The sequence below is a fragment of the Rhizobium sp. RU36D genome, assembly GCF_900176345.1.
GTDB lineage: Bacteria > Pseudomonadota > Alphaproteobacteria > Rhizobiales > Rhizobiaceae > Allorhizobium.
The window spans coordinates 196,591-221,907 of the sequence record NZ_FWXU01000008.1 but is presented as its reverse complement, the minus strand read 5'-3'; the positions used below and the strand labels follow the sequence as shown (position 1 = coordinate 221,907).

General features: G+C 62.1%; 20 protein-coding genes. 12 read left to right on the top strand and 8 right to left on the bottom strand.

Going from position 1 to position 25,317, the window contains the following annotated elements; translation table 11 throughout:
- The first annotated feature begins 2 nt into the window (after positions 1 to 2).
- The 3 genes from treS (at position 3) to malQ (ending at position 7,465) form a co-directional block, all read left to right on the top strand.
- Positions 3 to 3,299 carry a maltose alpha-D-glucosyltransferase gene (gene treS / locus B9A97_RS12840; protein WP_084365735.1) on the top strand — a complete coding sequence of 1,099 codons (3,297 nt, stop codon included), beginning with the start codon at positions 3 to 5 and terminating at the stop codon, positions 3,297 to 3,299.
- Positions 3,299 to 5,512, top strand: coding sequence for a 1,4-alpha-glucan branching protein GlgB (glgB, locus tag B9A97_RS12835; RefSeq protein WP_143530435.1), 2,214 nt, complete (start codon positions 3,299 to 3,301; stop codon positions 5,510 to 5,512). Before treS ends, glgB begins: the two co-directional genes overlap by 1 nt.
- Before the next feature lie 93 nt (positions 5,513 to 5,605).
- A complete protein-coding gene (gene malQ, locus B9A97_RS12830; protein ID WP_084365733.1) occupies positions 5,606 to 7,465 on the top strand; it encodes a 4-alpha-glucanotransferase in 1,860 nt (619 codons plus the stop codon).
- Positions 7,466 to 7,492: 27 nt separating this feature from the next.
- On the opposite strand, the gene B9A97_RS12825 is transcribed toward malQ, so the two are convergent.
- From B9A97_RS12825 to B9A97_RS12815, 3 genes are read right to left on the bottom strand one after another with little or no spacing between them, the layout of a single operon-like run.
- Complete coding sequence (locus tag B9A97_RS12825; protein WP_244564206.1) at positions 7,493 to 8,491, bottom strand: LacI family DNA-binding transcriptional regulator; 999 nt, start codon at positions 8,489 to 8,491, stop codon at positions 7,493 to 7,495.
- A gap of 44 nt (positions 8,492 to 8,535) precedes the next feature.
- Complete coding sequence (locus B9A97_RS12820) at positions 8,536 to 9,525, bottom strand: ABC transporter permease (RefSeq protein ID WP_084365732.1); 990 nt, start codon at positions 9,523 to 9,525, stop codon at positions 8,536 to 8,538.
- A 12-nt stretch (positions 9,526 to 9,537) separates the two neighbouring features.
- The gene (locus tag B9A97_RS12815; protein WP_084365731.1) at positions 9,538 to 10,278 is read right to left on the bottom strand and encodes an ATP-binding cassette domain-containing protein; all 741 of its coding nucleotides are present in this window, start codon (positions 10,276 to 10,278) and stop codon (positions 9,538 to 9,540) included.
- A 157-nt stretch (positions 10,279 to 10,435) separates the two neighbouring features.
- Between B9A97_RS12815 and B9A97_RS12810 the strand changes: the two genes are divergently transcribed.
- The 5 genes from B9A97_RS12810 (at position 10,436) to B9A97_RS12790 (ending at position 16,193) form a co-directional block, all read left to right on the top strand.
- On the top strand, positions 10,436 to 11,416 hold the full coding sequence (locus B9A97_RS12810; RefSeq protein WP_084365730.1) for an NAD-dependent epimerase/dehydratase family protein: 981 nt from the start codon (positions 10,436 to 10,438) through the stop codon (positions 11,414 to 11,416).
- 44 nt (positions 11,417 to 11,460) lie between these two features.
- Positions 11,461 to 12,453: a substrate-binding domain-containing protein gene (locus B9A97_RS12805; RefSeq protein ID WP_084365729.1), complete on the top strand. Its 993-nt coding sequence runs from the start codon at positions 11,461 to 11,463 to the stop codon at positions 12,451 to 12,453.
- A gap of 143 nt (positions 12,454 to 12,596) precedes the next feature.
- A complete protein-coding gene (locus tag B9A97_RS12800) occupies positions 12,597 to 13,544 on the top strand; it encodes a sugar-binding protein (protein WP_084365728.1) in 948 nt (315 codons plus the stop codon).
- A 93-nt stretch (positions 13,545 to 13,637) separates the two neighbouring features.
- A complete protein-coding gene (locus tag B9A97_RS12795) occupies positions 13,638 to 15,134 on the top strand; it encodes a sugar ABC transporter ATP-binding protein (RefSeq protein ID WP_143530434.1) in 1,497 nt (498 codons plus the stop codon).
- 12 nt (positions 15,135 to 15,146) lie between these two features.
- Entirely contained in the window at positions 15,147 to 16,193 is a 1,047-nt protein-coding gene (locus B9A97_RS12790) for an ABC transporter permease (protein ID WP_084365726.1), read from the top strand.
- Between the two features lie 9 nt (positions 16,194 to 16,202).
- On the opposite strand, the gene B9A97_RS12785 is transcribed toward B9A97_RS12790, so the two are convergent.
- The 4 genes from B9A97_RS12785 to B9A97_RS12770 all read right to left on the bottom strand — a co-directional run bounded on the left by B9A97_RS12785 (position 16,203) and on the right by B9A97_RS12770 (position 20,040).
- Positions 16,203 to 16,694: a MarR family winged helix-turn-helix transcriptional regulator gene (locus B9A97_RS12785; RefSeq protein WP_084365725.1), complete on the bottom strand. Its 492-nt coding sequence runs from the start codon at positions 16,692 to 16,694 to the stop codon at positions 16,203 to 16,205.
- 286 nt (positions 16,695 to 16,980) lie between these two features.
- On the bottom strand, positions 16,981 to 17,964 hold the full coding sequence (locus B9A97_RS12780; RefSeq protein WP_084365724.1) for a Bug family tripartite tricarboxylate transporter substrate binding protein: 984 nt from the start codon (positions 17,962 to 17,964) through the stop codon (positions 16,981 to 16,983).
- A gap of 121 nt (positions 17,965 to 18,085) precedes the next feature.
- Positions 18,086 to 19,591: a tripartite tricarboxylate transporter permease gene (locus B9A97_RS12775; protein ID WP_084365723.1), complete on the bottom strand. Its 1,506-nt coding sequence runs from the start codon at positions 19,589 to 19,591 to the stop codon at positions 18,086 to 18,088.
- Between the two features lie 2 nt (positions 19,592 to 19,593).
- Complete coding sequence (locus B9A97_RS12770) at positions 19,594 to 20,040, bottom strand: tripartite tricarboxylate transporter TctB family protein (protein ID WP_084365722.1); 447 nt, start codon at positions 20,038 to 20,040, stop codon at positions 19,594 to 19,596.
- A gap of 459 nt (positions 20,041 to 20,499) precedes the next feature.
- Between B9A97_RS12770 and B9A97_RS12765 the strand changes: the two genes are divergently transcribed.
- Together B9A97_RS12765 and B9A97_RS12760 are read left to right on the top strand one after the other, a co-directional pair.
- Complete coding sequence (locus B9A97_RS12765; protein ID WP_084365721.1) at positions 20,500 to 21,726, top strand: FAD-dependent monooxygenase; 1,227 nt, start codon at positions 20,500 to 20,502, stop codon at positions 21,724 to 21,726.
- A 33-nt stretch (positions 21,727 to 21,759) separates the two neighbouring features.
- Positions 21,760 to 22,938, top strand: coding sequence for an alpha/beta fold hydrolase (locus tag B9A97_RS12760; RefSeq protein ID WP_084365720.1), 1,179 nt, complete (start codon positions 21,760 to 21,762; stop codon positions 22,936 to 22,938).
- Positions 22,939 to 23,112: 174 nt separating this feature from the next.
- On the opposite strand, the gene B9A97_RS12755 is transcribed toward B9A97_RS12760, so the two are convergent.
- Entirely contained in the window at positions 23,113 to 23,646 is a 534-nt protein-coding gene (locus B9A97_RS12755) for a VOC family protein (protein WP_084365719.1), read from the bottom strand.
- A gap of 121 nt (positions 23,647 to 23,767) precedes the next feature.
- On the opposite strand from B9A97_RS12755, the gene B9A97_RS12750 reads away from it, so the two are divergent.
- Positions 23,768 to 24,553: a helix-turn-helix transcriptional regulator gene (locus tag B9A97_RS12750; RefSeq protein WP_084365718.1), complete on the top strand. Its 786-nt coding sequence runs from the start codon at positions 23,768 to 23,770 to the stop codon at positions 24,551 to 24,553.
- 25 nt (positions 24,554 to 24,578) lie between these two features.
- Positions 24,579 to 25,307, top strand: a complete 729-nt coding sequence (locus tag B9A97_RS12745) for an SDR family NAD(P)-dependent oxidoreductase (protein ID WP_084365717.1) — start codon at positions 24,579 to 24,581, stop codon at positions 25,305 to 25,307.
- Positions 25,308 to 25,317 lie beyond the last annotated feature (10 nt).

Sequence of the window (25,317 nt, the reverse complement as noted above, 5' to 3'; positions counted from 1 at the left end):
TTATGGACACGACGACATTTCAGCCTGACGGATCCAGCCAGACATCCGATGCCCTGTGGTACAAGGATGCGATCATCTACCAGCTGCACATCAAGTCGTTTCATGATGCCAATGGCGATGGCATCGGCGATTTCGAGGGGCTCTATCAGAAGCTCGATCATATCGCGGCGCTCGGAGTGACAGCAATCTGGCTCCTGCCGTTCTTCCCTTCCCCGCGTCGCGACGATGGCTATGACATTGCCGATTACAACAACGTCAGCCCCGACTACGGCTCGATGGAAGATTTCCGCAAATTCGTCCAGGCGGCCCATGAGCGCAATCTCAAGGTCATCATCGAACTCGTCATCAATCACACTTCTGACCAGCATCCCTGGTTCCAGCGAGCGCGCCAGGCGCCGGATGGCAGCCCGGAGCGGGATTTCTATGTGTGGTCGGATACGGACCAGAAGTTTCCGGAAACCCGCATCATCTTCCTGGATACGGAAAAGTCGAACTGGAGCTTCGATCCCGTCGCTGGCGCCTATTACTGGCATCGCTTCTACGCGCATCAGCCCGACCTGAATTTCGACAACCCGCTTGTCATGGAGGAGTTGTTGAAGGTCATGCGGCTCTGGCTGGAGACTGGCATCGACGGCTTCCGCCTGGATGCCATTCCCTATCTTGTGGAGCGCGAAGGCACCAACAATGAAAACCTGCCGGAAACCCACACCATCCTCAAGCGCATTCGCGCCGCCCTGGACGAGACGCATCCGGGCGTGATGCTTTTGGCCGAGGCCAATCAGTGGCCGGAGGATACGCGGGAATATTTCGGCGACGGCGACGAATGCCATATGGCGTTTCATTTTCCGCTGATGCCGCGCATGTATATGGCGATTGCCAAGGAAGACCGCTTTCCGATCACCGACATCTTGCGCCAGACGCCGCCCATTCCCGACAATTGCCAGTGGGCGATCTTCCTGCGTAATCATGACGAGCTGACGCTCGAAATGGTGACGGATGAGGAGCGCGACTATCTCTGGAGCACCTATGCCGCCGACAAGCGGGCGCGCATCAATCTCGGCATCCGTCGTCGGCTGGCCCCCCTTATGGAGCGCGATCGGCGCCGCATCGAGCTTATGAACGCCCTGCTTCTCTCCATGCCCGGCACGCCGGTGCTGTATTATGGCGATGAAATTGGCATGGGTGACAACATCTATCTCGGTGACCGCGATGGCGTGCGCACGCCGATGCAGTGGTCGCCGGATCGCAATGGCGGTTTTTCAAAGGCCGATCCGGCCCGTCTCGTGCTGCCACCGATCGCCGACCCGATCTATGGCTATGAGGCCGTCAATGTCGAAGCGCAGGTTTCCGACGCGCATTCGCTCCTCAACTGGACCCGCCGGATGCTGGCACTGCGTGGCCGCTACCGCGCCTTCGGACGCGGAACACTGCGGTTGCTCAGCCCTAGCAATCGGCGCATCCTCGCCTATCTCCGCGAGGATGGCGACGACGTGATCCTTTGTGTCGTGAACCTTTCCCGCGTGCCGCAGGCGGTGGAGCTCGATCTCTCCGCCTTCGAAGGCCGCGTTCCCGTGGAATTGACGGGCATGTCGCCGTTCCCGCCGATCGGCCAGTTGACCTATCTGCTGACGCTTCCTGCTTATGGCTTCTACTGGTTTCAGCTGACCGCCGAAGCTGACGGTCCCTCCTGGCGGACAGCGCCGCCGGAACAGCTTGATGATCTCGTCACCCTCGTGGTGCGGCGTTCCCTAACGGAACTCGCTGAAGAGGTGCCGCATAGGCATGTGCTGAGCAACGAGCTTCTGCCCGCCTATCTCTCCAAGCGCCGCTGGTTTGGCGCCAAGGACCAACAGCTGCAATCGACCCGCCTGGTCTCCGCGACGCCGTTGCCCTTTGCCGAAGGCGTGGTGCTGGGCGAACTGGAGGCCGTGCTTCCCGATCATGTCGAAACCTATCAGCTGCCGCTTGCGGTGGAGTGGGAGGGGGGACCCGCCAATGTCCTGGCCCAGCAACTGGCCTTGGCCCGTCTGCGGCAGGGCAAGCGTGTTGGCCTGCTGACCGACGGCTTTGCGGTGGAAGCCCTGGCTCGCGGCGTGCTACAGGGCCTGCGCAACCGCTCCGTCACGACCGATCTCAACGGCACGGTTGAATTTCTCGGGACGGATGCCCTCGATGGCCTTGAACTGGCCGACGACATGCCGATCCGCTGGCTCTCTGCGGAGCAATCCAACAGCTCGTTGATCGTCGGCGATCTCGCCATGATAAAGCTCATCCGTCACGTGTTCCTCGGAATCCACCCTGAGGCGGAAATGACCCGATATCTGACGAATGCCGGCTACCAGCACACCGCGCCGCTCCTTGGCGAGGTGACGCGCACCGACGCTTCGGGTCAGCGCTCCACGCTGATCATCGTGCAGGGGGCTATCCGCAATCAGGGCGATGCCTGGAGCTGGATGCTCGCCAACCTGCGCCGCGTCGCCGACGAGATCGCGCTGACCGACGCCCCGATCGAGGATGCCGCCGAGCAACTGAAACCGCTCCTCAACTTCGTCGCCATGATCGGAAAACGGCTGGGCGAAATGCATGTGGTGCTGGCGAGCCCGACCGAGGACGAGGCCTTCCGCCCAGTGGCCGCCGCTGAAGAGCAGGTTGATACGCTGCGCCGCGCCGTGACGGGGGAGATCAACTATGCCTTCTCTAAATTGGAGGAACTGGGCACCGAGCTGGAGAGCGAGGTTCTTGATCGGGCTCGGCCGCTTCTCGCGCGCCGTGCCGAGATCCTGATTTTTGCGGAGCGGCTGGCCGAAAGGGCTAAGGGCACGCTACTCACCCGCGCCCATGGGGATTTCCATTTGGGTCAGATCCTCGTTTCGGAAGGCGATGCCGTGCTGATCGACTTCGAGGGGGAGCCGGCCCGCAACCTCGCTGAACGCCGGGCCAAGACCAGCCCAATGCGTGATGTCGCCGGCCTCGTTCGCTCATTGAGCTACCTGGCAGCCACGGCCGAGCTGGATACCGACGCGGTGACGGAGCATCATGGCGGGCGCCGGCTGGCGGTGATCCGCGAATTTGCCGAGCGCGCCGAGGCGACGTTCCTGGAAGAATATGCCAAGGCGACCAGCGCGTGCCCGGATCTGCCAGCAGACGAGCGCGAGGTCCGCAATCTGCTTGACCTGTTCCTGCTTGAAAAGGCCGCTTACGAGATCGCCTACGAGGCACGCAACCGGCCAAAATGGCTGCCGATCCCGCTTGCCGGCATGACGGCGATCGTCACACAGCTACTGGGCGAGGACCGTTGATGATGGATGCGAATTTCCGATCCACCGGCCTTGCGCCAGAAGCCATTTCCGCCCTTGTCGAAGGCCGTCATGGCGATCCCTTCTCGGTTCTGGGGCCGCATGATGATGCCGACGGGGGCATCGTGATCCGGGCCTTCCTTCCAGGCGCGGTGGGTCTCTCCATTCTTGACGGCACCAGCGGTGCGGAGATCGCTCATGCGCAGCTTCTGCATCCCGCGGGCCTGTTTGCCGCAAACCTGGAGGAGCACGCTCGGTACTTGCTCCAGATCCACTGGCCTGACGCCATACAGGTGACGGAAGATCCCTACAGCTTCGGCGTTCAGCTTGGTGATCTCGACCTGCATCTCATCAGCCAGGGCACGCACTATAACTTGACCCAGGCGCTCGGCGCCAACCCCGTGACGGTGGACGGCGTCGAAGGCGTCCGCTTTGCGGTCTGGGCACCCAATGCAAGACGGGTGTCGGTCGTGGGTGACTTCAACGCATGGGACGGGCGCCGCCACCCGATGCGGCTGCGGCAGCCGGCCGGGGTGTGGGAATTGTTCATCCCGCGCGTAACGGCCGGCGAGCGCTACAAATATGAGATCGTCGATCACACCGGTAACACCCTTCCGCAGAAGGCCGATCCCGTCGCCCGCTCAGCCGAGGCGGCGCCCTCCACCGCCTCGATCGTGGCATCATCGGCGCCCTATCAATGGCATGACGAGGACTGGATGCGAGCGCAGCGCGCGCGATCCGGCCACGAGCAACCGATCAGCGTCTATGAGGTGCATGTTGGCTCCTGGGTGCGCGAGCTCAATGAGGGTAACCGGTCGCTGGACTGGATCGAGCTTTCTCAGCGGTTGATCCCCTATGTGCGGGAAATGGGCTTTACCCACATCGAGCTGCTGCCGATCATGGAACATCCCTTTGGCGGCTCCTGGGGCTACCAGCCGCTCGGGCTCTTTGCGCCGACAGGGCGTTACGGCACGCCGGAGGATTTTGCCTATTTCGTCGATCGCTGCCATGCCCAGGGCATCGGCGTCATACTGGATTGGGTGCCGGCCCATTTCCCGACCGACATCTGGGGGCTGGCACGCTTCGACGGCACGGCGCTCTACGAGCATGAGGATCCACGCGAGGGGTTCCACAAGGACTGGAACACGCTGATCTACAATCTCGGGCGCAACGAGGTGAAGGGTTTCCTGATCGCCAGCGCCCTGGAATGGCTGGAGCGCTATCACGTCGATGCGCTGCGGGTCGATGCCGTGGCCTCCATGCTTTACCGAGACTACAGCCGAAATGAGGGGGAATGGATACCCAACCAATATGGCGGCCGCGAAAATCTGGAGGCCATCGAGTTCTTCAAGCACCTGAACAGCATCATCCACGCCCGCTGCCCCCACGCCTTCACCGTCGCCGAGGAATCGACGGCCTTTCCCGGCGTCACCAAGCCGCCGGAGGAAGGCGGCCTGGGTTTCGATTTCAAATGGAACATGGGCTGGATGCATGACAGCCTCCATTATGTCGAGGAGGACCCGGTCTATCGCAAATATCACCACGGCTCGATCACCTTCGGCATGGTCTATGCCTATACGGAGCGCTTCATGCTGCCGCTGTCCCATGACGAGGTGGTCCATGGAAAGGGCTCTCTGCTGGGAAAGATGCCGGGTGACGCCTGGCAAAAGCTCGCCAATCTCCGCGCCTATTTTGGCTTCATGTGGGGCCATCCCGGCAAGAAGCTGTTGTTCATGGGCGGCGAAATCGGCCAAACCAGCGAGTGGAACCACGATGCGTCTGTGCATTGGGACCTGATCGACGATCCGGCCCATGGCGGCATGCAGCGGCTGCTGCGAGACCTCAATCGCATCTATGTCCATCACGAGGCGATGCAGTTCGGCGATACCGATCCGCAGGGATTTCAATGGGCCGTGGTGGACGACGCGGAGAACTCCGTGGTCGCCATGCTGCGCTTCGACCGGGAGCGTCGGTCTGCGGTGCTGGTGGCATCCAATTTCACCCCGGTGCCGCGACGCGGTTACCGCATCGGCGTTCCCAGTGGCGGTTCATGGCAGCTGATCCTCAACACCGACGCGGCGATCTATGGCGGGGCTGACACTCATCTTTCGGATTGCTCGGCAGAGGAAATCGGCGCGCACGGATCTGGATGGTCGATCGTTGTCGACCTTCCGGCCCTTGCCACGGTCATGCTGCTGAAAAAACAAACGGATTAAGGGACCCATGAGCGCCCACAATGGGTTCTGAAGCGATCACGCAGGTGCGGCGGAGGGGCAGCACCTGCGGCAGAACCGGGAGCGCATCACGACATGAAGACCAAGGACATCGACCAACTTGCCCGCCAGCATGGCATCAGCCTGACGCGGCCAAGTCCGGCGGACGGGGATGTCAGGATCTCCAACGATACGAAGCAAAAGGTGCTCGAGGCGCTCCGGGTGGATATGACATCCGGCGTCAAGGAGTCCGCGAAACCCGGCAAAGTCAGGGGCGAGAAAGCGGTTCCCCCGTCGTTCCTGCCGGAGTTTCTGCACCACGAGCGCGTCTGGGGCATCAGCCTGCAACTCTATGAACTCCGCTCGGAGCGAAATTGGGGCATAGGCGATTTCGAAGATCTGAAAGCCATGGCCGACCTCGTCGAGTCGCTGGGCGGCGATTTCATCGGCCTCAACCCCCTCCATGCGCCATTTCTCGCCGACCCCATCAGATGCAGCCCCTATGAACCCTCGAACCGCCAGCACGTGAACCCGCTCTATATCGCCGTCGACAAGGTGCCGGGATTCAAGCCAGGATCATTTGACCTTCGCAAATTGCAGGCTCTGCGCAAGACCGAGCTCGTGGACTATGCCGGCGTTGCCGCGCTGAAGCTGGAAGCGCTGCGCCAGGCATGGGAGTACTTCCGCCAGAGGCCGGAGGACATGGCAGCGCATTGGCAAGCGTTTGAAAGCTTCGTCGATGCGGGCGGCGAGATCCTGTTCCGCCATTGCCTGTTCGAAAGCCTGTCGCTGATGATGGTGGCAACAGGACACCCCGCCGGCTGGCTTGGGTGGCCGAGGGAATACCAGGACTGCCACAACGACGCGGTGACAGCCTATGCCGACGAGAACCGCGAGGATGTCCGCTTTCATATGTGGCTGCAGTGGCTGGCGCATACGCAATTGGAGGCGGCGGCTCACCATGCCCGTGATGCAGGCCTGCGGATCGGGCTTTATCTCGATCTCGCCGTCGGCGAGGCGGTCGATGGCTCCGCTACATGGAGTGAGCGCGATGTCTATCTCGACAAGGCGACCATTGGCAGTCCGCCGGATCCGTTTGCCCCTGACGGGCAGGATTGGCATCTTGCCGCCTTCCATCCCGACAAGATTGCGGAGGGCGACAACGCTCCGTTCCGTCGCATGGTCAGTGTCGCCATGCGCTATGCGGGCGCCGTTCGCATCGACCATGCCGCAGCCCTTCGGCGCCTCTTCCTCGTGCCGCTGGAGAGCCGGCCGGATGGCGGCGCCTATGTCGATTATCCGCAGCAGGCGCTTTTGGAAATATTGGCCGAGGCATCAGCGCGGTATCGCTGCCTCGTGATCGGCGAGGACCTCGGCATCTTGCCGCCGGGATTGCAGGATGACCTGGAACAAGCACGCATCCTGTCCTACCGCATTCTCTCCTATGAGCGGGAAGGGGCGGGCTTCAAGCCGGCAGGCGCCTATCGGCCCCTGGCCTTGGCCTGCATTTCCACCCATGACCATCAGACCTTGGTCGGCTGGTGGCGCGGTGCCGATATCGAGGCACGCGACGAGCATGGCATCATCCCGCCCGAAACGACCCGAGAGCACCGGCAGGACCGCAAACTCGAACGCAGCCATCTGCTGAAAGTCCTGCGCGCCAGTGGCATTGCGGTGCCAGCGCGTCTCGCCGCGGGTTCTACCGATCCGGAAAAGTTGCAGAACCTCGTCGTCGGTGCCCATCGCTTCATCGCCAGGACACCGTCGATGCTGGTCGCGGTCCGCTTGGCCGATCTCACCGACGAGAAGCGGCCGACCAACATCCCCGGCACCAGCGACAGCTATCCGAACTGGCAGCCGAAGTTGTCAAAGCGGATAAACGAATTGGATGCCCTGCCGGTTCTGCAGGCGGTGGCAAATGCAATGCGCGAGGAGCGCCCAAGAACGCTCGATTGATGCTTTCGCTTGCGAAGCGTGGCGAGGTTAGACCGATTCCCGTTCGACCAGCGCGCATTCCACTTTCAACTGGTCGTGGCTGCTTTTCAGCCCGCCGGCCATATCGTGGATGATCTCGACCGCCATGGCCCCCATTTCGAACAGCGGCAGATGCAGCGTCGTCAGCGGCGGGCGGATGAACTGCGCGATGTCCCGGTTGTCGAAGCCGATGACGGACACGTCCTTCGGCACCGATTTTCCCCGTTCCTTCAGCGCCTCAATGCAGCCCAGCGCCATCAGGTCGTTGGCACAGAAGATCGCGTCGGGCGGGCTGGGCAGGTCCATCAGGACATGGGTCTCGGTATAGCCCGAGGATGGCTCCCAGTTGCCGTATCGAACCAGATCCGGATCGAAGGTGAAGTCATTGCTGGCGAGCGCCTGCTTGTAGCCGCGCAAGCGGTCGCGCGGGTTATCAAGGCCATCCTGGCCGTTGATCAGGGCAATCCTCGTGCGGCCGGCGCGGATCAGTCGCTCGGTCGCGGTGCGGCCGCCGGCCACGTCCCCCGGCAGGATCGATGGCAGGCGGCGGCTCTCGTCATAGCAGTTCACAAGAACCGACGGCACGGTGAACAGGGCCGCCGGCGGTTCGATCTTGCGAGTCAGGATTGTGCCGAAGATATAGCCCAGCAAAGGCTGCTGCTGGCACAGCGAAAACACGCTTTCGTTCGGATCCTCGCCGGCCCGGAAAATGCCGAGTGTAACGGTGACGCCAAGTTCCAGGGCCTTTTCGCGTGCACCCTCGAAAGCGAGCGCCATCCACGGATCGGTCGTCAACTCGTCCGTGATGAAGCCGATCACCTTGTTGTCCGACAGGTCGCTGCCCGGCGACCTGTTCGGCAGCTTGTATCCGAGCTCGTGGACGGCATCCATGACCTTCTTGCGCGTCGCTTCGCTGAAACGCGCGCCGGAACTGCCGTTGAGGATCAGGGAAACAGTGGCCTGTGATACGCCTGCACGCGCCGCGACATCCATCATGGTGGGTTTCAAGACATTCTCCATGCTGCACGCCCGCAACACCGCAGCGTTTCAACCTATCTCCTGAGGGTCCGGAACCGGTCGAAAGCCACGGCAACGATAATGAACGTACCTATGAACATTCCTTGCCAGAAAGTCGAGATGCCGAGCAGGATCAGGGAGTTGCGAATCACCTCTATCAACAGGGCTCCCACAACCGCACCGAGTGCATTGCCTTCGCCACCCGCGAGATTGGCCCCGCCGATGACGGCTGCGGCGATCACCGTCAGTTCCATGCCCTGGCCGAGATTGGTCGTGACGCTGCCAAGCCAGCCGGCCATCAGGATACCCGCGAGGCCCGCCGTGAAGGCTGAGAACATATAGATACTGACTTTCAGGCGCTTGACCGGGATGCCGGCCAGCACGGCAGCGTTCTCATTGCCGCCGATCGCGAAGAGATGCTGGCCCCAACGCGTCCACCGGAACACCAGCGACATCACGATGGTGAGCCCGCAGAGCACGTAAAGGGGATGGGGAAAGCCGAGCGTCGAGCCGCCACCGACCCAGAGCAGCGTGTCGTGGTCCGGCCCGAATTCCCAGATCATCTTGTTGTCCGACAGCACCATGGCCAGCGAGCGGGCGGCAGACAGTGTGCCCAGCGTCACGACGAAGGCCGGCATGCCGGCATAGGCAATCAGGATCCCATTGAGCAGGCCGACCAGAAGGGCAGCGCCGAGTGCAAGGCCGGCGGATACCCAGAAACCCATGCCGCTGGCCATGGCAACGCTGATGACCATGGCGCTCAGGACGACGGAGGAGCCGACCGAGAGATCGATGCCGCCGGAGGCGATGACCGCCGTCATGCCGATGGCGACAATGGCCACGAAGGCGAAGTTGCGGGCGACGTTGAACAGGTTGCGTTCGCTGCTGAAGGCATCCGTCATCAGGGACAAGGCGATGCATGCCAGGACGGCGGCCATGAAGACCCAAAAGACCTGGTGGCCCCGGATCCGCGCAAACCAGCCATCGTGATGGGCCTTGGTGACGATGTTTTCGAGTGTGGTCATGGGATGTTCCTCCTAGGCGAACTCAATGGCGCCGGTGATGAGGCCCGTCACTTCTTCCGGTGACGAGGCGCCGACAGGCTTGCGGCAGACCAGGCGACCGCGACGGAGCACGGCGATCTTGTCCGCGACGCTGAAAATGTCCGGCATGCGGTGGCTGATCAGGATGACGCTGATGCCGCGATCACGCAGCCGGCGGATCAGGTCCAGCACTTCGGCCACCTGCCGCACGGAGATGGCTGCCGTCGGTTCGTCCATCATCACGATCTTGGGGTCCGACAGCAAGGTCCGGGCGATGGCGACCGCCTGACGCTGGCCGCCGGACATGCGCCGCACAAGCTGTCTCGGCCGGGTCTCGGATTTCAACTGCATGAACAGTTGCGCCGCGACCTCGTTCATCTTGGAATAGTCGATGTAGCGGATCGGCCCCAGCCGCCGCATCGGCTCCCGCCCCAGGAACACATTGGAGGCCGCAGAGAGATTATCGGCGAGTGCGAGGTCCTGATACACCATCTCGACCCCCTCCCGCTGGGCGTCGAGCGGCTTGTGAAAGACGACAGGCTTTCCGTCGATGCTCATGTCGCCGGTCGAGGGCCGGAAGTTCCCGGCGATGATCTTGACCAGCGTGGACTTGCCCGCGCCGTTGTCGCCCATCAGTCCCAGCACCTCTCCGGGCTCGATGGAAAGCGACACATCGCTCAAGGCCTGGATGGCCCCGAAGTTCTTCGAAATTCCTGAAAACACAAGTCGTGACAATCGGTTCTCCTCCCCGGTCTGGTCCCTGCGGCATGCCCGAACGCTCCATTTTCGGGATGCGTCCCCTCCGACTTTTTCGCCGCTCCATAACTAATTACTTGACTTAATATTATTAGTAAACAAAAACTGGCGCAGATCGAGATGTGGAGAGCATGAAATGAGACTGCTACTGACGGGTGCAGCGGGAAAGGTGGGGCAGGCGTTCCTGCCGGCCTTCCTTTCCGACCCCCGTTTCGAGGAATGGGAGGTGACGGCCCTGTGTAACAACAGGGTCATCGAGGCGGCGGACCGCGTGTCCGTGGTGCAGGGTTCGATGGCGGATCCCGAGGTGGTGGCGCGGGCTTTGGCCGGGGCGACGCACGTGGTGCACATGGCGGCAATCAAGGAAACGCCCGACCAGATCTTCGATGTCGCGCTCAAGGGCCTGTTCCTGCTGCTCGACGGTTTCCGGCAGTCTTCGGTTGCGCGTCAGTTCGCGCTTCTGAGTGGCGACTGTGCCGTAGGTCACATCTTCCAGCGCTATGACGCTCCCATCACAGAAGCCTCCGAACGCCGGGCCTACAAGGGCAGCTACGCCCTGACCAAGACCCTGGAAGAGGTGATGCTGGAGCAGTTCGGCATCCAGTATGGTGTCCGGTGGACCACGCTGCGGGCGCCGTGGATCATGGAAAAGGATGATTTTCGCTATGCGCTGGCCCTTGGGGAGGAGCAGTTCGGGGGGCCTGCCTGGGCGGAGCTGATCGACGGCGTGGCGCTGGAGGAGTGTCGCGAGGGCGGTTACGTGCCGGTCATGCGGGATGCTCGCGGAGACTATCTCCGGCGTAATTTTGTCCATGTCGATGACCTGGTCCGCGCGCTTTTGGCGGCGATCGGCAACGCCAGGGCGGAAAACCAGCTCTTCAATATCTCGATGGACAGGCCTGTCGATTACGGCGATGTCGGCGCCCTTCTTGCGGCCCGGCACAGCCTGCGGCCGATCGAGATCGACACCCCGTTTCACAGCAATTGGCTCGATAACTCGAAGGCAAAAATGATGCTCGACTGGGCGCCGCAAGTCGACCTCGAGCAGATGATCGATCGCGCATGGCGCTACGAGCGCGCGGAAAACGACCCGCGCATCGTCTGGTATCCCGGCTGAGGCAAGGGGGCTTCATTCGGCGTAAAGTGGAGGAGGAAAAACCAATGAAATTCAAACTTATGGCAATGGCAGCTGTCTCGGCTGCGGTCCTGGCCGCAGGCCCTGCAGCGGCGGAAGGCAAGAAGACCCTGGCGATCGTCGTCAAGGGTCTCGACAACCCCTTCTTCGAGCAGATCAATCTCGGCTGCAAGAAGTGGATGTCGGAGAATGCCAATAGCGAATACGAGTGCCTTTACACCGGTCCCGCATCATCGGCCGACGAGGCGGGCGAGGTGCAGATCGTCGACGACCTGCTGACGAAAGGCGTGGCGGCGATTGCGATCTCGCCATCGAATGCGCCTGCCATGGCCACCCGCGTCAGGGCCATTGCCCCGACCGTTCCCGTCATGACCGTCGATGCCGACTTCCTGGAGAAGGATCATGACCTGCGCAAGACCTATCTCGGGACTGACAACTACCTGATGGGCGTGAAAATGGCCGAGCAGGCCATGAAGCTGAAGCCCAAGGGTGGTTCCGTCTGCCTGCAGCTCGGCAACGTCGCGGCTGCCAACATCAATGCCCGTGCACAAGGCTTCCGCGACACCATAGGCGGCGCGAAGAACATCGATCGCCTGACCGGTCAGGGTGGCTGGAAGGAGATCGAGGGCTGCCCAGTCTATACCAATGACCAGGCGGATCTCGCCAACCAGCAGATGTCCGACGTGTTCACGGCAAATCCCACTCTGGACGCCTTTATCCTGGTCGGCGGTTGGGCGCAGTTCGCCCCGCAGGCCTATGCGCAGGTCACGGATCAGGTCATGCCGAAGCTGAAGAGCAAGGAGCTGATCATCATCGCCGGCGACACGCTGCCGCCACAGACCCAGGCGTTCCGCGAGGGCCGCAGCCATTCCCAGGTTGGTCAGCGTCCGTTCGAGATGGGCTACAAGGCGCCTGATGTCATGATCCAGCTCATCAAGGGCGAGAAGGTGGAAGATCCGCTCTTCACCGGACTTGATGTCTGCAACCAGGAGGACCCAGGTTTCTGCGCGAAGAACTAGTGCATGCCCTGCTCAGGGGGTGCCAACGCATCCCCTGATCGGATAGTCAGAGGACGAACTATTAGTAATAATATTAATTTGTCCGCCGGATCAAACTTAGTTGGGGTGACCTTGGAGGAAAAGAGGTCGCCGGGAGGAACATTATGAAGAACCTTAAGTCCATCTTGCTGGCAGCCGGCATGGTGCTTGCCGCGGGGCCATCACTGGCCGAAGACAAGCCGGCGCTCGCATTCGTCGTCAATGCCGCGTCCGATTTCTGGAAACTGGCTGAAGCCGGGGTGAAAGCTGCCCAGGCGGAGCTTCCGGGCTATGACCTGCAGTTCCGCTATCCTGCCCAGGGCACGGCCGCACTGCAGAATGCCCTGATGGACGACCTGGTCGCCGCCGGCACGGACGCGATCATGATCTCCTCGGCCGATCCGAAGAATTCGATCGATGCCTTCAACCGGATTGCCGCCCAGGTGCCGCTGTTCACCACCGACAGCGATGCCCCGGCTAGCAAGCGCATCGCCTATCTCGGCTCGTCCAACACCGATGCCGGCGTGCAGGCCGGCGAGATTGCCAAGACGGCCATGCCGAAGGGGGGCAAGTGCATGGGCTTCGTCGGGTTTTTGGGAGCCGACAACGCCGTTGAACGCATAGCTGGCTTCCGCAAGGCGGTTGAAGGCTCTGGTATCGAACTCGTAGATGTGCGTGGTGACGACGTCGATTTTGCCCGCGCCCGGTCGAATGTCGACGACGTGCTGGCGGCCAATCCCGACATTACCTGCATGGTCGGCTTCTACTCCTACAATCCGCCGAAGATCTACGAGGCGCTGCAGGCCGCCGGCAAGCTGGGACAGATCCAGGTGATCGCCTTCGATGAAGATCCGGTCACGCTGGGCGCCGTGCGAGAAGGCCAGTTCGCCGGCACCGTGGTCCAGGATCCCTATCAGTGGGGCTATCAGGGCATGAAGCTGATGGCGGCCTATCTCAAGGGCGACAAGTCGCAGATCCCGGCGGACGGGCTGATCATCGTGCCGACCAAGAAGATCGACAAAAGCAATGTCGATGCCTTTGCGGCCGAACTGAAGGCGCGCATCGGGAAATAGGGGGCTTCCTGAACCGCTGCCGTGGCTGCACGGATATCCGTCATCCGTGCAGCCCTTTTCCGTCCCAACGATTGTGAAGCGTCGATGACCGGCATGAGAACCAAAGACATAGCGCTCGATCTTGTGGGGATCACCAAGGTCTATCCGGGTGCCGTCGCGCTGAACAATGTCTCGCTCAGCATTCGCGGCGGAGAGGTGGTCGGACTGATCGGTGAAAACGGCGCGGGCAAGTCCACGTTGATGAAGGTGTTGAGCGGCGCGGTCGCCCCGGATGAAGGCCGGATCATCCTGGATGGCGAGGCGGTGACGGCGCTGACGCCCGCGCGCGTCCAGGAGCGCGGCATTGCGTTGGTTCACCAGGAACTCAATCCGTTTTCCAATCTCGACGTGACCGCCAATGTGCTGCTTGGCCGCGAGATAAGGCGCGGCAGGTTCGGCTTCCTGGACCAGGCGTCGATGGAGGCCAAGGTCGCGCCGATCCTCGCTTTGCTCGGTGCCCGCTTCGGGCCCCGCGACGCGGTGGCCAACCTGTCTTTGGCCGACCAGCAATTGCTGGAAATCGCCCGCGCACTGTCCATCGATCCGCGGCTGCTGATCCTCGACGAACCCACGTCAAGCCTCACCCTGTCGGAAACCCGGCGCTTGCTGGATGTCATCCGCGAATTGAGTGCCGCCGGTGTCGCCATCCTGTTCATCACCCATCGCCTCGCCGAGATCGAGGATGTGGCGACCCGGGTGGTGGCCTTGCGCGATGGCTGCAATGCCGGCAACCTGGAAAGGCACGCCATCACCAAGGACGCGATGATCCGCCTGATGATCGGCCGGGATGTCAGCCAGTTCTATGAAAAGGCGGCCCATGACATCGGCATGCCCGTGCTGGAACTCAAGGGACTGCGCACGCAGGCCTATCCCCAGCACGCCATCGATCTGTGCCTGCGCGCAGGAGAAGTCCTCTGCCTGACCGGGCTCGTCGGTGCGGGGCGCACGGAATTGGCTCGCGCCATTTTCGGCATCGATCCGGTGGTCGGCGGCGGCATCGAGATCGATGGCCGCTCGCATCAGGTGCAGTCCGTGCCGGAAGCGATTGCCGCCGGCATCTGTCTCGTGCCCGAGGATCGCAAGACCGAGGGCCTGTTCCTCGATTTCTCGATCCTCGAAAACATCGCGATGGCAAGCCACGTGTCGCTTTCCCGGACCGGCTTTGTGGATGACGCCGCGGAGCAGTCCCTGGCGGAGATGTCCCGGCAGAAACTCAATATCAAGACCGCGAGCCTGCAAAGGGCTGCGGCGGAAATGTCCGGCGGCAACCAGCAGAAGGTGGTGCTGGCCAAGTGGCTGGCGATGAAACCGCGGATCATCATCCTGGATGAGCCGACGCGCGGCATCGATGTCGGCGCAAAGGCAGAGGTCTATCGGCTGATGCAGGCGCTGGCCGCAGAGGGCGTCGGCCTCTTGGTGATCTCTTCGGACATGGAAGAGGTCATCGGCATATCCGATCGCGTCGCGGTGATGTGCCGTGGCCGCATCGCCGGCACGCTCGGGCGGGATCAGTTGACCGAAGAGAACATCCTGCAGTTGGCAGTGGAATAGGAACTCAGCAGCATGCAGAAGAAAGATATAGGCCTTGCCACACTGGTGATCACGGTTGGAGCGATCGTCGCCCTGGTCAATCCAAGGTTTCTCTCGCCCGTCAATCTTGCGAACACGGCCAATCTGATCGGGTTGTTCGGGCTGTTTTCCATTGCGGAAGCCTTCGTGATCGTCACGGCCGGTATCGAGCTGTCGATCGGGTCGGTGATTGCCTTGCTGGGGGTAATCTTTGTCGATCTAATCGCGAGCTTCGGGGTTCCGTGGCCGCTGGCTCTCGCAATCGTCATGGTCCTGGCGGTGGCGATCGGGCTGCTGCATGGCTGGCTGATCACGCATCTGCGGCTGCAGCCCTTCGTCGTGACGCTGTGCGGGTTGCTGATCTATCGCGGCATTGCGCGCTTCTATACCCGTGACGGCACGGCCGGCTTCAGCTTCGGATCCGATTTTCCGATGCTCGAATATCTCATTGCGGGTCGGACGGCCGGCATACCGCATTCGGTCGTCGCCTTCGCACTGGTAGCGGTCTTTGCCTGGTTTCTGCTGCACCGGACGGTCTTCGGCCGCCATCTCTTCGCCGTCGGGAAGAACCCGGAGGCCGCCCGCTATTCCGGCATCGATACCAACAAGGTGATCATCCAGGCCTATGTGCTCTGCGCGGTGCTCACGGGCCTCTCAGCGGTGTTCTTTGCCATGTACACCCGCTCGGTCCAGCCGTCGTCCCATGGCAATTTCTACGAACTCTATGCGATTGCCGCAGCCGTGCTGGGCGGCTTCTCCCTGCGCGGCGGCGAGGGCTCCATTGTTGGCGTGGTGCTGGGCGTGATCCTGCTTCAGGAATTGCAGAATCTCGTCAATCTGCTTGGCATACCCTCCTCGCTGAACTTCGCCGTCATGGGCAGCGTCATCCTGGCCGGCGTCATCGCCGACACCCAGTTTGCCCGCTATCGCGACGCGCGCCGACAGGCCATCGCCATGGCGGCTCTGGAAGAGGAGAAGAGCGGTGCGCCCGACCGCGCCAAACCGGCGAAATCCGTAGCTAAACCAGCAGTGGGGGGATAGGTCCCCTCGCTATTCCTGTCGCGCCGCTTCGTCACGCTCGCGCAACTCGCGGGCGATCAGACGGCAAAGGTCGCGGAACTGCTGGTAGGTTTCCTGGGGCAGGAAGGAGAAGACATCCTTCTCCGCGGCGTCCGCGGCGGCGTCGCAGGCTTTCATCATGCGCTTGCCCTCCGGGGTCAGGCTCATGCGCAGGATGCGCCTGTTATCCGGGTCTTCCTTGCGGATGATCAGGTTGCGGCGAAGCAATCCGCCGATCAACTCGTTCATGGTCTGCGGCGCGACGAAAAAGCGGCGGGAAAGCTCGGCCGAAGACAGGCCATCGCGACTGCTGATCACGCTCAGCACAGTATACTGGATGCTAGTGATCTGCTGAGAGGCGAGTGCTGCTTCCAGCCGGCTACGCACCGCATGGTTTGCCTGGTTGAGATAAAAGATCGCGCGCGGACGCTGCATCACCCAGGCATCGGCGCCGGCCACTTCGTCTTTCGTATCGTCAGCCATGGCGGTTCGGTTTTCCCTCTATTTTGTTTTCTGCATAAGCGGGTAGCTGAGAACGGGAAGTCACACAAGACGGCCCCAAAGCGTGTCGCGATCTTTCAGATTCGCTTGCCACGCTTTAGCCTCTTGTTTTTCAGCATGTCGTGATCGCAAAACCGCTGCGCACTTTTGCGCGACATGCCCTAGGCTCATCACAAGCCCTTATGCGGAGATTACCCCATCGCCGCCGCGCCGCACGCAAAAGGCCGGCACAATGGCCGGCCCCCCGCCTCGAATGTCTGAGCTGAGATTACTGCTGCGGGATCTTGGCGATCCGCACATATTCTTCCCATTCCTTGACCGTCTGCGCCATCAGCGCCTGGGCATCGGCCGGGGTCGTGATATAGGCTTCGCCGCCCTGGTCGGCGAGGAACTTCTGGGTTTCCGGCGTGGCCAGCACGGTGTTGAACCAGCCGTTGATCGTGTTGACGATATCGTCAGGCGTGTCCTTGGCGACCATGACGCCCCACCAGCCCAGCTGGTCGATATCGTAGCCCTGCTCCTTGAAGGTCGGGATATCGGCGGCACCCTTGATGCGCTCGGCTGCGCCCACGCCGAGGATCCGCAGGCGACCTTCACGCTGCTGGGCAAGCGCGAATACCGGATCGTAGGAGCCGAAATCCACCGCGCCGCTGGTGATGTCGTTGAGCGAGTCCGACGCTGTCTTGTACTGGACAGCCACGGTGTTCAAGCCGGTGATCTGCTTGTAGACCTCCGCCAGAACCTTGCCGGAGGTAGCGTTGACCGCATAGCTGCCGGCCTCGCCCTTTTCCTTCATTGCAGCGGTCAGTTCCTTCAGGTCCTTATAGGGCGCGTCCTTGGTAACCGCGATTACGAAGGCCTGCTTGTTGACGGTCGCAATGGTCTTGAGGTCCGTCACCACGTCGATCGGCGGCTTCTTCATGATCCACATATTGCCGGCGATCGAATTGCCGGAGTGAACGAAGATCGTGTAGCCATCCGGCTTGGATCGGGCGGTGTATTCCGCAGCAATGTTGCTCAGCGCGCCCGGCTTGTTTTCGACGATGACCGTCGCATTGGCCGTCTTTGCCACCTTGTCGGCGAAATAGCGGACCAGAACGTCGGCGCCGCTGCCCGCCGGGAAGGCGCAAATAAAGGTAATCGTCTGTTCCGGATAGGCGGCGCGTGCTGCCGTCACCGATGTCACTTGCGCAGCCGCAAGCATAGCCAGCGCGGCGGTGGCCTGCGCTATTCTCCTCAACCATGTCTTCATGCTGTTTCTCCTCCTGATATCGTTGCAGTCTTTGCGAGCGGCCCTGCCTCCCTTTGCGTAAGGTCGCTGCGGTTTCATCGGTTCCACCACCCCCGCATCTGCGCCGGAGCGGCAGACAAGGCTATTCCTCCTGAAACGCCTCCTCGCGTGTGCGGCGGAATTGCGGGAAGACGATCATGGCGATCAGCAGCGCGGTCGCGACAAGCAGTGCCGCCGAGATCGGGCGTTCCAGGAAAACCATAGGATCGCCGCGCGAGATCACCAGCGACCGCCTCAGGTTCTCTTCCATCAGCGGACCCAGGATGAAGCCCAGCACCATCGGCGCCGGTTCGCAGCCCAGCTTGTAGAGAAGATAGCCGAAGGCCGAGAAGACGATCATCAGGACCATCATGAAAGGCTCGGTGCTGGTGGAATAAACGCCGATGGCGCAGAACAACAGGATCGCCGGATAGAGCAGCCGGTAAGGCACCGACAGAAGCTTCACCCAGATCCCGATCAGCGGCAGGTTGATGATGACCAGCATCAGGTTGCCGATCCACATCGATGCCACCATGCCCCAGAAAAGCTCGGGCCGCGTCGTCATGACGGCGGCACCTGGCTGGATGCCCTGGATGATCATCGCGCCCATCATGATGGCCATGATCGGGTTGGACGGGATGCCAAGCGTCAAAAGCGGAATGAACGAGGTCTGCGCCGCGGCATTGTTGGCCGATTCCGGACCGGCCACGCCTTCCACGGCCCCCTTGCCGAACTTGCCGGGATCCTTGGTGATCTTCTTTTCCAGCGTGTAGCTGGCAAATGCCGCCAGCACCGCGCCGCCGCCGGGAAGCACGCCAAGCAGGCTGCCGAGACCCGTGCCGCGCAGGGCTGCGGGATAGGCCTCGCGGAATTCCTTGCGCGTCGGCCAGAGATCGCGCATCCGCGTGCTGATGGCATCGCGCTTGGGCGGCGGGTTTTCCAGGTTGCGGATGATTTCGACGATGCCGAAGAGGCCGAGCACGAGGGGCAGGAAGTCGATGCCTTCCCAGAGCCCGTTCAGATCGAAGGTGTAGCGCGTGGTGCCGGTATTGATATCGGTTCCGACAAGGCCGAGCAGCAGGCCGATCAGCACCATGGCTACGGCCTTCAGCACCGAGCCATGGGCCAAAACGACCGCCATGACCAGGCCCAGCAGCATCAGCGCGAAATAATCGGGCGAATTGAACTGGCGGGCCACGGCCGCGAGCGGGGGGCCGAAGGCGGCAATGAACAGCGTGCCGATCGTGCCTGCGAAAAACGAGCCGAGCGCCGCGATCGCCAGAGCCGCTCCCGCGCGGCCGCGCCTGGCCATCTGGTGGCCCTCGATACAGGTGACCACCGACGAGGCCTCGCCCGGCATGTTGACCAGGATCGAGGTGGTCGAACCGCCATACTGGGCGCCGTAATAGATGCCCGCCAGCATGATCAGCGACGAGAGCGGATCAAGCCCGAACGTGATGGGCAGGAGGATGGCCAGCGCCGGGATCGGGCCGATGCCTGGCAGCACGCCGATCAGCGTGCCGAGCACAACGCCGATCAGGCAGAACATCAGGTTTTCAAGCGAACCCGCTGCAAGGAAGCCGGTGGCGAGATGGTCGAAGATTTCCATGCTTAGCGGCCCCACCAGACGGGCATCGGCTGGCTCAGCCCATAGGCGAACACGATGACGACAAAGGCTGCGGTGCCCGCGGCGAAGAGGATGGTTTCTTTCAGGTCAACGTCGCGTCGCGCATAGGCCGCGAACAGGATCAGCAGGAAGGACGAAATGATCGCACCGACATGAGCGATCAGCAGGCCAAAGGCGGCGATGGCCAGAAGCACCATGGCGATCGGCCTGAACTGCAGGCGTTCGATCGCGGGGCCTTCGATGGCCAGCGACTTCAGCGTCACGACCACACCGATCGTAAGGATCATCCCGCAGATGATCATCGGGAAAAAGCCTGGCCCCATGCTGCGGGCCGAGCCGAATGTCAGGTCGGATCCGACATAGAGACCGCCAAGCCCGAAGAGGATGAACAATATGCCCGCGCCAAAATCCTGCGGACTTCTGATAACCATGGTCTCCTCCCTGAAAACCCTTGATTTCGATCGGCAGGGATCCGTTTGGACCTGCCCACCATCGCCCAGTTCAAAACTCCGGCCGCGCCTCTTGCCCCCGCGTCGGAGTTCGTCATTAGGCAATTCATTTTGACTATATACAAGTCCCCTCACGTCTGTCAGCCGCGTCGAGGATGATCTGCGGAAAGTCTCCGACCTCCCTGTCGGCGTGACGCGATCTTATCCAAAATATATCAGGAAGCCAGATATAGGCGCAGAATTTTTTGCGGCTTCGCTTGGCTTTTTTGGATTTCAGACGCCGCCTTGGCCTGATTTCCACGCTCTCGGAATTTTGCATCGACGGATTTTGCCACGGCAGCGACGTTAGTTAAAGACAAATTGCATTATACCATATCAAAAAATGTTGACAGCGTTACCTGAGGTCGCGACACTGCCGGCGAGGAATTCGAGGGAGCGAAAATGAAGATATCCGTCGTCGGAGGCGGCATCGGAGGATTGACCGCGGCTCTGGAGCTCTTGCGTCGTGGCTTCGATGTGGAGGTCCACGAGCAGGCGACCGAGTTGAAGGAGGTCGGCGCCGGCGTTCAGCTCAGCGCCAATGGCACCAGGGTCCTGTTCGAACTGGGCCTTGAGGATGACATCATGGCCGTGGCCACCCAGGCCGAGGGCAAGGAGATCCGGCTCTGGAATACCGGCCAGACCTGGAAACTGTTCGACCTGGGGCCGCTATCGATCGAGCGCTATGGCTATCCCTATGTCACCATCCATAGGAACGACTTGCACCAGGCGCTGGCGGCCGGGGTGCGGCGCATCAAGCCGGATGCCATAAAGCTGTCGAAGAAATGCGTCGGCATCACTCAGGACGCTCAGGGCGTGACAACGGCGTTTGCGGACGGGACGTCAGCGCGCTCCGACCTTGCTGTCGGCGCCGATGGCGTGCATTCCAAGGTGCGCGAAACCATGTTCGGCAGGGATGATCCCAAATTCACCGGCATCGTCGCCTGGCGCGGCGTGATCCCGATCGAGCGGTTGCCGGCCCATATGCGCCGGCCTGTCGGCACCAACTGGATCGGGCCGGGTGGGCACGTCATCCAGTATCTGCTGCGCGGCGGCCAGTTGATGAACTACGTCTCGGTGGTCGAGCGGTCCGACTGGCAGGTCGAATCCTGGTCGGTGGCCGGCACGGTCGCGGAATGCCTTGCCGATTACGAAGGCTGGCATGAGGATGTGCATACCCTGATCCGCGCCATCGACACCCCCTATAAATGGGCCTTGATGCTGCGTCCACCGATGGAGCGATGGACGATGGATCGGGTGACGCTGCTCGGCGACGCCTGCCACCCGACCTTGCCCTTCCTTGCGCAAGGCGCTGTCATGGCGATCGAGGATGGCTATGTGCTGGCCCGAGCCTTGGCGGAGAATGGTGGCGATCATCGCTTAGGCTTTGCTGGATACGAAATGGCGCGGGTGGAGCGCACGGGCAAGATCGTGCGCGGTGCGGAGGGCAACCTCGCGCGTTTCCACAATGCGGCGCTCCGCGACCCGGAACTGGCCGCGGCCTATGTCGATGCGGAGTGGCAGGAAGACAAGGTCAAGCAGCGCTACGAATGGCTGTTTACCTATGACGCGACCCGCGTTCCGGTCGTCCCAGTGGCAGGACCCGGACAAGCGGTAGGCAGGGCCTAGCCCCTTTCCGGCAATCAGCAGCGGATTTCAGAGATGACCGATCAAACCTCGACATGGCAGCGCGTGCCGCTGATCGTCTCCTTTCCCGAGACGGCAAAATACAGCGAGACCTATGGCTTCGCCGGCAATTCCGGCAGGGTCAATCTCGAGGGGCAGTTGCTGCGGCCGGCGACGCCGTCGCGCACCGTCTATGTCTTCATGCATCCGACCTCGACGCTTCAGCTCCTGCCCATGCCGACGGCGCTGGCCGATGCCGGGCTGCATGTGCTCTGCGCTGCCAGCCGTTATCCCAAGAACGACGCGGCCCTGATCATGGAAAAGGTGGCGATCGATCTCGGGAAATGGCTGGATCATGCCCGCGGCGAGCTTGGCTATGAAAAGGTCGTGCTGGTCGGCTGGTCCGGCGGCGGTTCGCTGTCGCTGTTCTATCAGGCGCAGGCGGAAAATCCGACCGTGACCCACACGCCGGCGGGGGACAAGGTGAACCTGGTGGAGGCGGGGCTGAAGCCGGCCGACGGCGTGATCTTCATCGCCGCCCATCTCTCCCGCGCCGAGACGCTGACGGAGTGGCTGGACCCTTCGGTGCTGGACGAGCTCGATCCCGATCGCCGCGACCCGGAATTCGATATCTATTCGCCCGATTGCCCGCACCAGCCGCCCTATACGGCCGAGTTCGTCGCCCGGTTTCGTGCCGCCCAGGTCGCACGCAATCGCAAGATCACCCAGTGGGCGCTGGACATGCTGGCGGACCTCAAGCGCAAGGCGTCTTTCGAGCAGGAGCGGGCCTTTGTCGTGCACCGCACCATGTGCGATGTCAGATGGTTCGACGGCTCAATCGATCCCAATGACCGGGCGATCGGCCGCAGCTACATGGGCGATCCGCGCACCGTGAATGTCGGTCCCGTCGGCCTTGCCCGCTTCACCACGCTGCGCTCCTGGCTCAGCCAGTGGAGCTATGACTTGTCCAATGCCAAGGGGCCGATGAATGCGGCGCTGATCAGGCGCTCGCCGGTCCTGCAGATCGAGAACAATGCGGACGAGGCCGTGCCCGCCACCCACAATCCCGCCATCTGGAATGCGCTGGCAACGGCCAACAAGGAATATCTGAAGATCCCCAAGGCCACGCATTACTATCTCGGCCAGCCGGAGCTTCTGAAGATCTGCATCGACAGGGTGACGGACTGGAGCCGGCGTCAGGGACTGCTGGATTAGCCCGGGGCAAGACAGGATCGTGCGACCGCGAGGGCGTGCGATCCCCATGGGCGGGAGGAGCCGACCGTGAACAACAAGAGATGGACTGATCGACCCCAGGGCCGCGCTGCGGACCTGCGGTTCCGCGACAGGGAGCCGGAGGCCGGGCATGGCGCCGGCCTCCGCAAAATTGCCTCAGGCGGCGGCGGACTTGCGGGCGATCATCGCCGCCTTCTTCTCGGTCCATCCCTTCATCGCGGCATGGGCCTCGGAGGCTGCCTTTTCCAGGTAGCCCGGCTCTTCGGTGCGCGCCGTCACCTCCAGCCGCAACCCATTCGGATCGAAGAAATAGATCGAGTTGATGAATTCGTGGTCGATGACATCGGTTGTCTTCACGCCGGCGGCCTGCAGCCGCTCTTTCATCTTCAAAACCTCCTCGACGGAATCGACCTCCATGGCGAAGTGCTGAACCCAATCCGGCGTGTTGGGCGAGGGCAGCGGCATGGCGTTTTCGCCGAGATCGAAGAAGGCCATGTAGGAGCCGTCGCCAAGCTCGAAGAAGAAATGGGCATAGGGCTTTTCCTCGCCGGTGGACGGCACGCGCTCGGCCGTCATGCAATTGACCAGCGGCAGGCCCAGCAGATCCTCGTAAAAGGCGCGCGTCTCCTCCCCGTCGCGGCAGGGATAGGAAAAGTGGTAGAGTTTTCGAAGTTTCGGTGCATCGACCATGAGTATTCCTCCGTATCCAGGCGTCTTGCGGCCTGTCTAATGATACGATCCGCCGACGCGGCCCGTGTCCCCTCAGTGGGAGGACAAGCTCTCGGCAGTCACAACGCGCGCAGGTGCTGTTATGCCTGATGTCGATGCCGTTGCCGCCATGGCCGTGTTGACGGACGCTCTGGGCGAGCCGGACTTCCCCGACCGCTATTTCCTCACCATGCGCCTTTTGGCCAAGGCGGATCTCTGCTCCGCTTTCAAGGTAGAGGAGGATGGAACACTCTCCTATCTGTTTGCCCGTGGAGATCATGCCGGGATACCGGGCTTTGCCGAGCGGGCCTCGTTGGATTATGCGCGGCGCTATTGGCAGCGCGATCTGGCGACGCGGCAATTGCTGCAGGCGACCCATCCGCCAGGCCGGGTGCAGGTCCTGCGCCAGGCCTGGAACGGGATCCGCGACCCGGAATATCGCCGCGACTGCTACGAGCGGGCCGACGTGCTGGAGCGCCTGACCCTCTATCACCAGGGCGATCCGCGCATCGTTGCGGGCCTTTACCGGGTTCGGGAAAGCGGACCGTTTCCACTTCCTGCGGTCGAGCGGATCGAGGCGCTGGCGCCGCTGATCATGGCCATTCTGGCGAAACATCTGCGCCTGGTGAATGCACGCCAGCCGGTGCCGCTGCATCCGCCCCTTCGGCAGATCGCTGATCGGCTGTTGCAGTCGGGCTATGCGCTCTCGGCGCGCGAGGCGGAGGTATCCGCCGGGCTGCTTCTGGGCCGCACCCACCGGGAGATTTCCGAGCGGATCGGGCTCGCCCCATCCAGCATCGTCACCTATCGCCAGCGCGCCTATCGCAAGCTTGGGGTGCGCGACCAGCGCGGGCTGGAGGCGATCTATCAGGGCATCGCGCAGACTTAAGTCTCAGTCAGGAGGAGGATCGACCATGATATCGATAAGGGACCGCGTCGCCATCGTGACAGGCGCAAGCTCCGGCATTGGTAGGGCCATCGCACTGGCATTGGCGGCGGAAGGGGCGATCACGGTGCTGGCGGTCCGCAGCCTGGACAAGTTGCAGGAACTTGCCGCGGAGATCGAGGCTACCGGCGGGCGGGCGCTTGTCGTGCAGACCGATGTGACGGACGATGCCCAGGTCGGCACGCTCTTCAAGACGGTGCGCGAGACCTATGGCCGCCTCGACATCCTGGTCAACAATGCCGGTATCGCCGACCACACCCCCACCGAGAAACTGACGAACGAGCGCTGGCACGAGGTGATCGCCGCCAATCTGCATTCCGTCTTCTATTGCAGCCGTGCGGCGCTGGAACTGATGCAGATGCAAAAGCGTGGCCGTATCATCAATGTCGGCAGCCTCTCCTCCAAGGTGCCGCGACCCCACACGGCGGCTTACGCGGCAAGCAAGTTTGCCCTGGAAGGACTGACCCGTTCCATGGCGATCGACGGGCGCCCCCATGGCATTGCCGTATCCATGGTTCATCCCGGCTCGACCGTCAGCTCTCTCGTTCCCGGCGTCACCGATAAGCCGCGGCCGGCCACCATGATGCCGCTGGATGTGGCCCGCGTGGTGCTGTTGATGGCAACCCTGCCGGATGACGTCAATCTCTACGAAGGCACGATACTGCCGGTGGAAATGCCCTTCCTTGGACGCGGTTAGGAAGCGCTTG

Bases quoted from the DNA above. Each gene is read 5' to 3' on its own strand.
- B9A97_RS12765 (WP_084365721.1), top strand. From the start codon at position 20,500: ATGAAGATATCCGTCGTCGGAGGCGGCATCGGAGGATTGACCGCGGCT.
- B9A97_RS12760 (WP_084365720.1), top strand. From the start codon at position 21,760: ATGACCGATCAAACCTCGACATGGCAGCGCGTGCCGCTGATCGTCTCC.
- B9A97_RS12790 (WP_084365726.1), top strand. From the start codon at position 15,147: ATGCAGAAGAAAGATATAGGCCTTGCCACACTGGTGATCACGGTTGGA.
- malQ (WP_084365733.1), top strand. From the start codon at position 5,606: ATGAAGACCAAGGACATCGACCAACTTGCCCGCCAGCATGGCATCAGC.
- B9A97_RS12810 (WP_084365730.1), top strand. From the start codon at position 10,436: ATGAGACTGCTACTGACGGGTGCAGCGGGAAAGGTGGGGCAGGCGTTC.
- B9A97_RS12775 (WP_084365723.1), bottom strand. From the start codon at position 19,591: ATGGAAATCTTCGACCATCTCGCCACCGGCTTCCTTGCAGCGGGTTCG.
- B9A97_RS12745 (WP_084365717.1), top strand. From the start codon at position 24,579: ATGATATCGATAAGGGACCGCGTCGCCATCGTGACAGGCGCAAGCTCC.
- B9A97_RS12785 (WP_084365725.1), bottom strand. From the start codon at position 16,694: ATGGCTGACGATACGAAAGACGAAGTGGCCGGCGCCGATGCCTGGGTG.
- treS (WP_084365735.1), top strand. From the start codon at position 3: ATGGACACGACGACATTTCAGCCTGACGGATCCAGCCAGACATCCGAT.
- glgB (WP_143530435.1), top strand. From the start codon at position 3,299: ATGATGGATGCGAATTTCCGATCCACCGGCCTTGCGCCAGAAGCCATT.
- B9A97_RS12805 (WP_084365729.1), top strand. From the start codon at position 11,461: ATGAAATTCAAACTTATGGCAATGGCAGCTGTCTCGGCTGCGGTCCTG.
- B9A97_RS12750 (WP_084365718.1), top strand. From the start codon at position 23,768: ATGCCTGATGTCGATGCCGTTGCCGCCATGGCCGTGTTGACGGACGCT.
- B9A97_RS12820 (WP_084365732.1), bottom strand. From the start codon at position 9,525: ATGACCACACTCGAAAACATCGTCACCAAGGCCCATCACGATGGCTGG.
- B9A97_RS12780 (WP_084365724.1), bottom strand. From the start codon at position 17,964: ATGAAGACATGGTTGAGGAGAATAGCGCAGGCCACCGCCGCGCTGGCT.
- B9A97_RS12770 (WP_084365722.1), bottom strand. From the start codon at position 20,040: ATGGTTATCAGAAGTCCGCAGGATTTTGGCGCGGGCATATTGTTCATC.
- B9A97_RS12755 (WP_084365719.1), bottom strand. From the start codon at position 23,646: ATGGTCGATGCACCGAAACTTCGAAAACTCTACCACTTTTCCTATCCC.
- B9A97_RS12795 (WP_143530434.1), top strand. From the start codon at position 13,638: ATGAGAACCAAAGACATAGCGCTCGATCTTGTGGGGATCACCAAGGTC.
- B9A97_RS12800 (WP_084365728.1), top strand. From the start codon at position 12,597: ATGAAGAACCTTAAGTCCATCTTGCTGGCAGCCGGCATGGTGCTTGCC.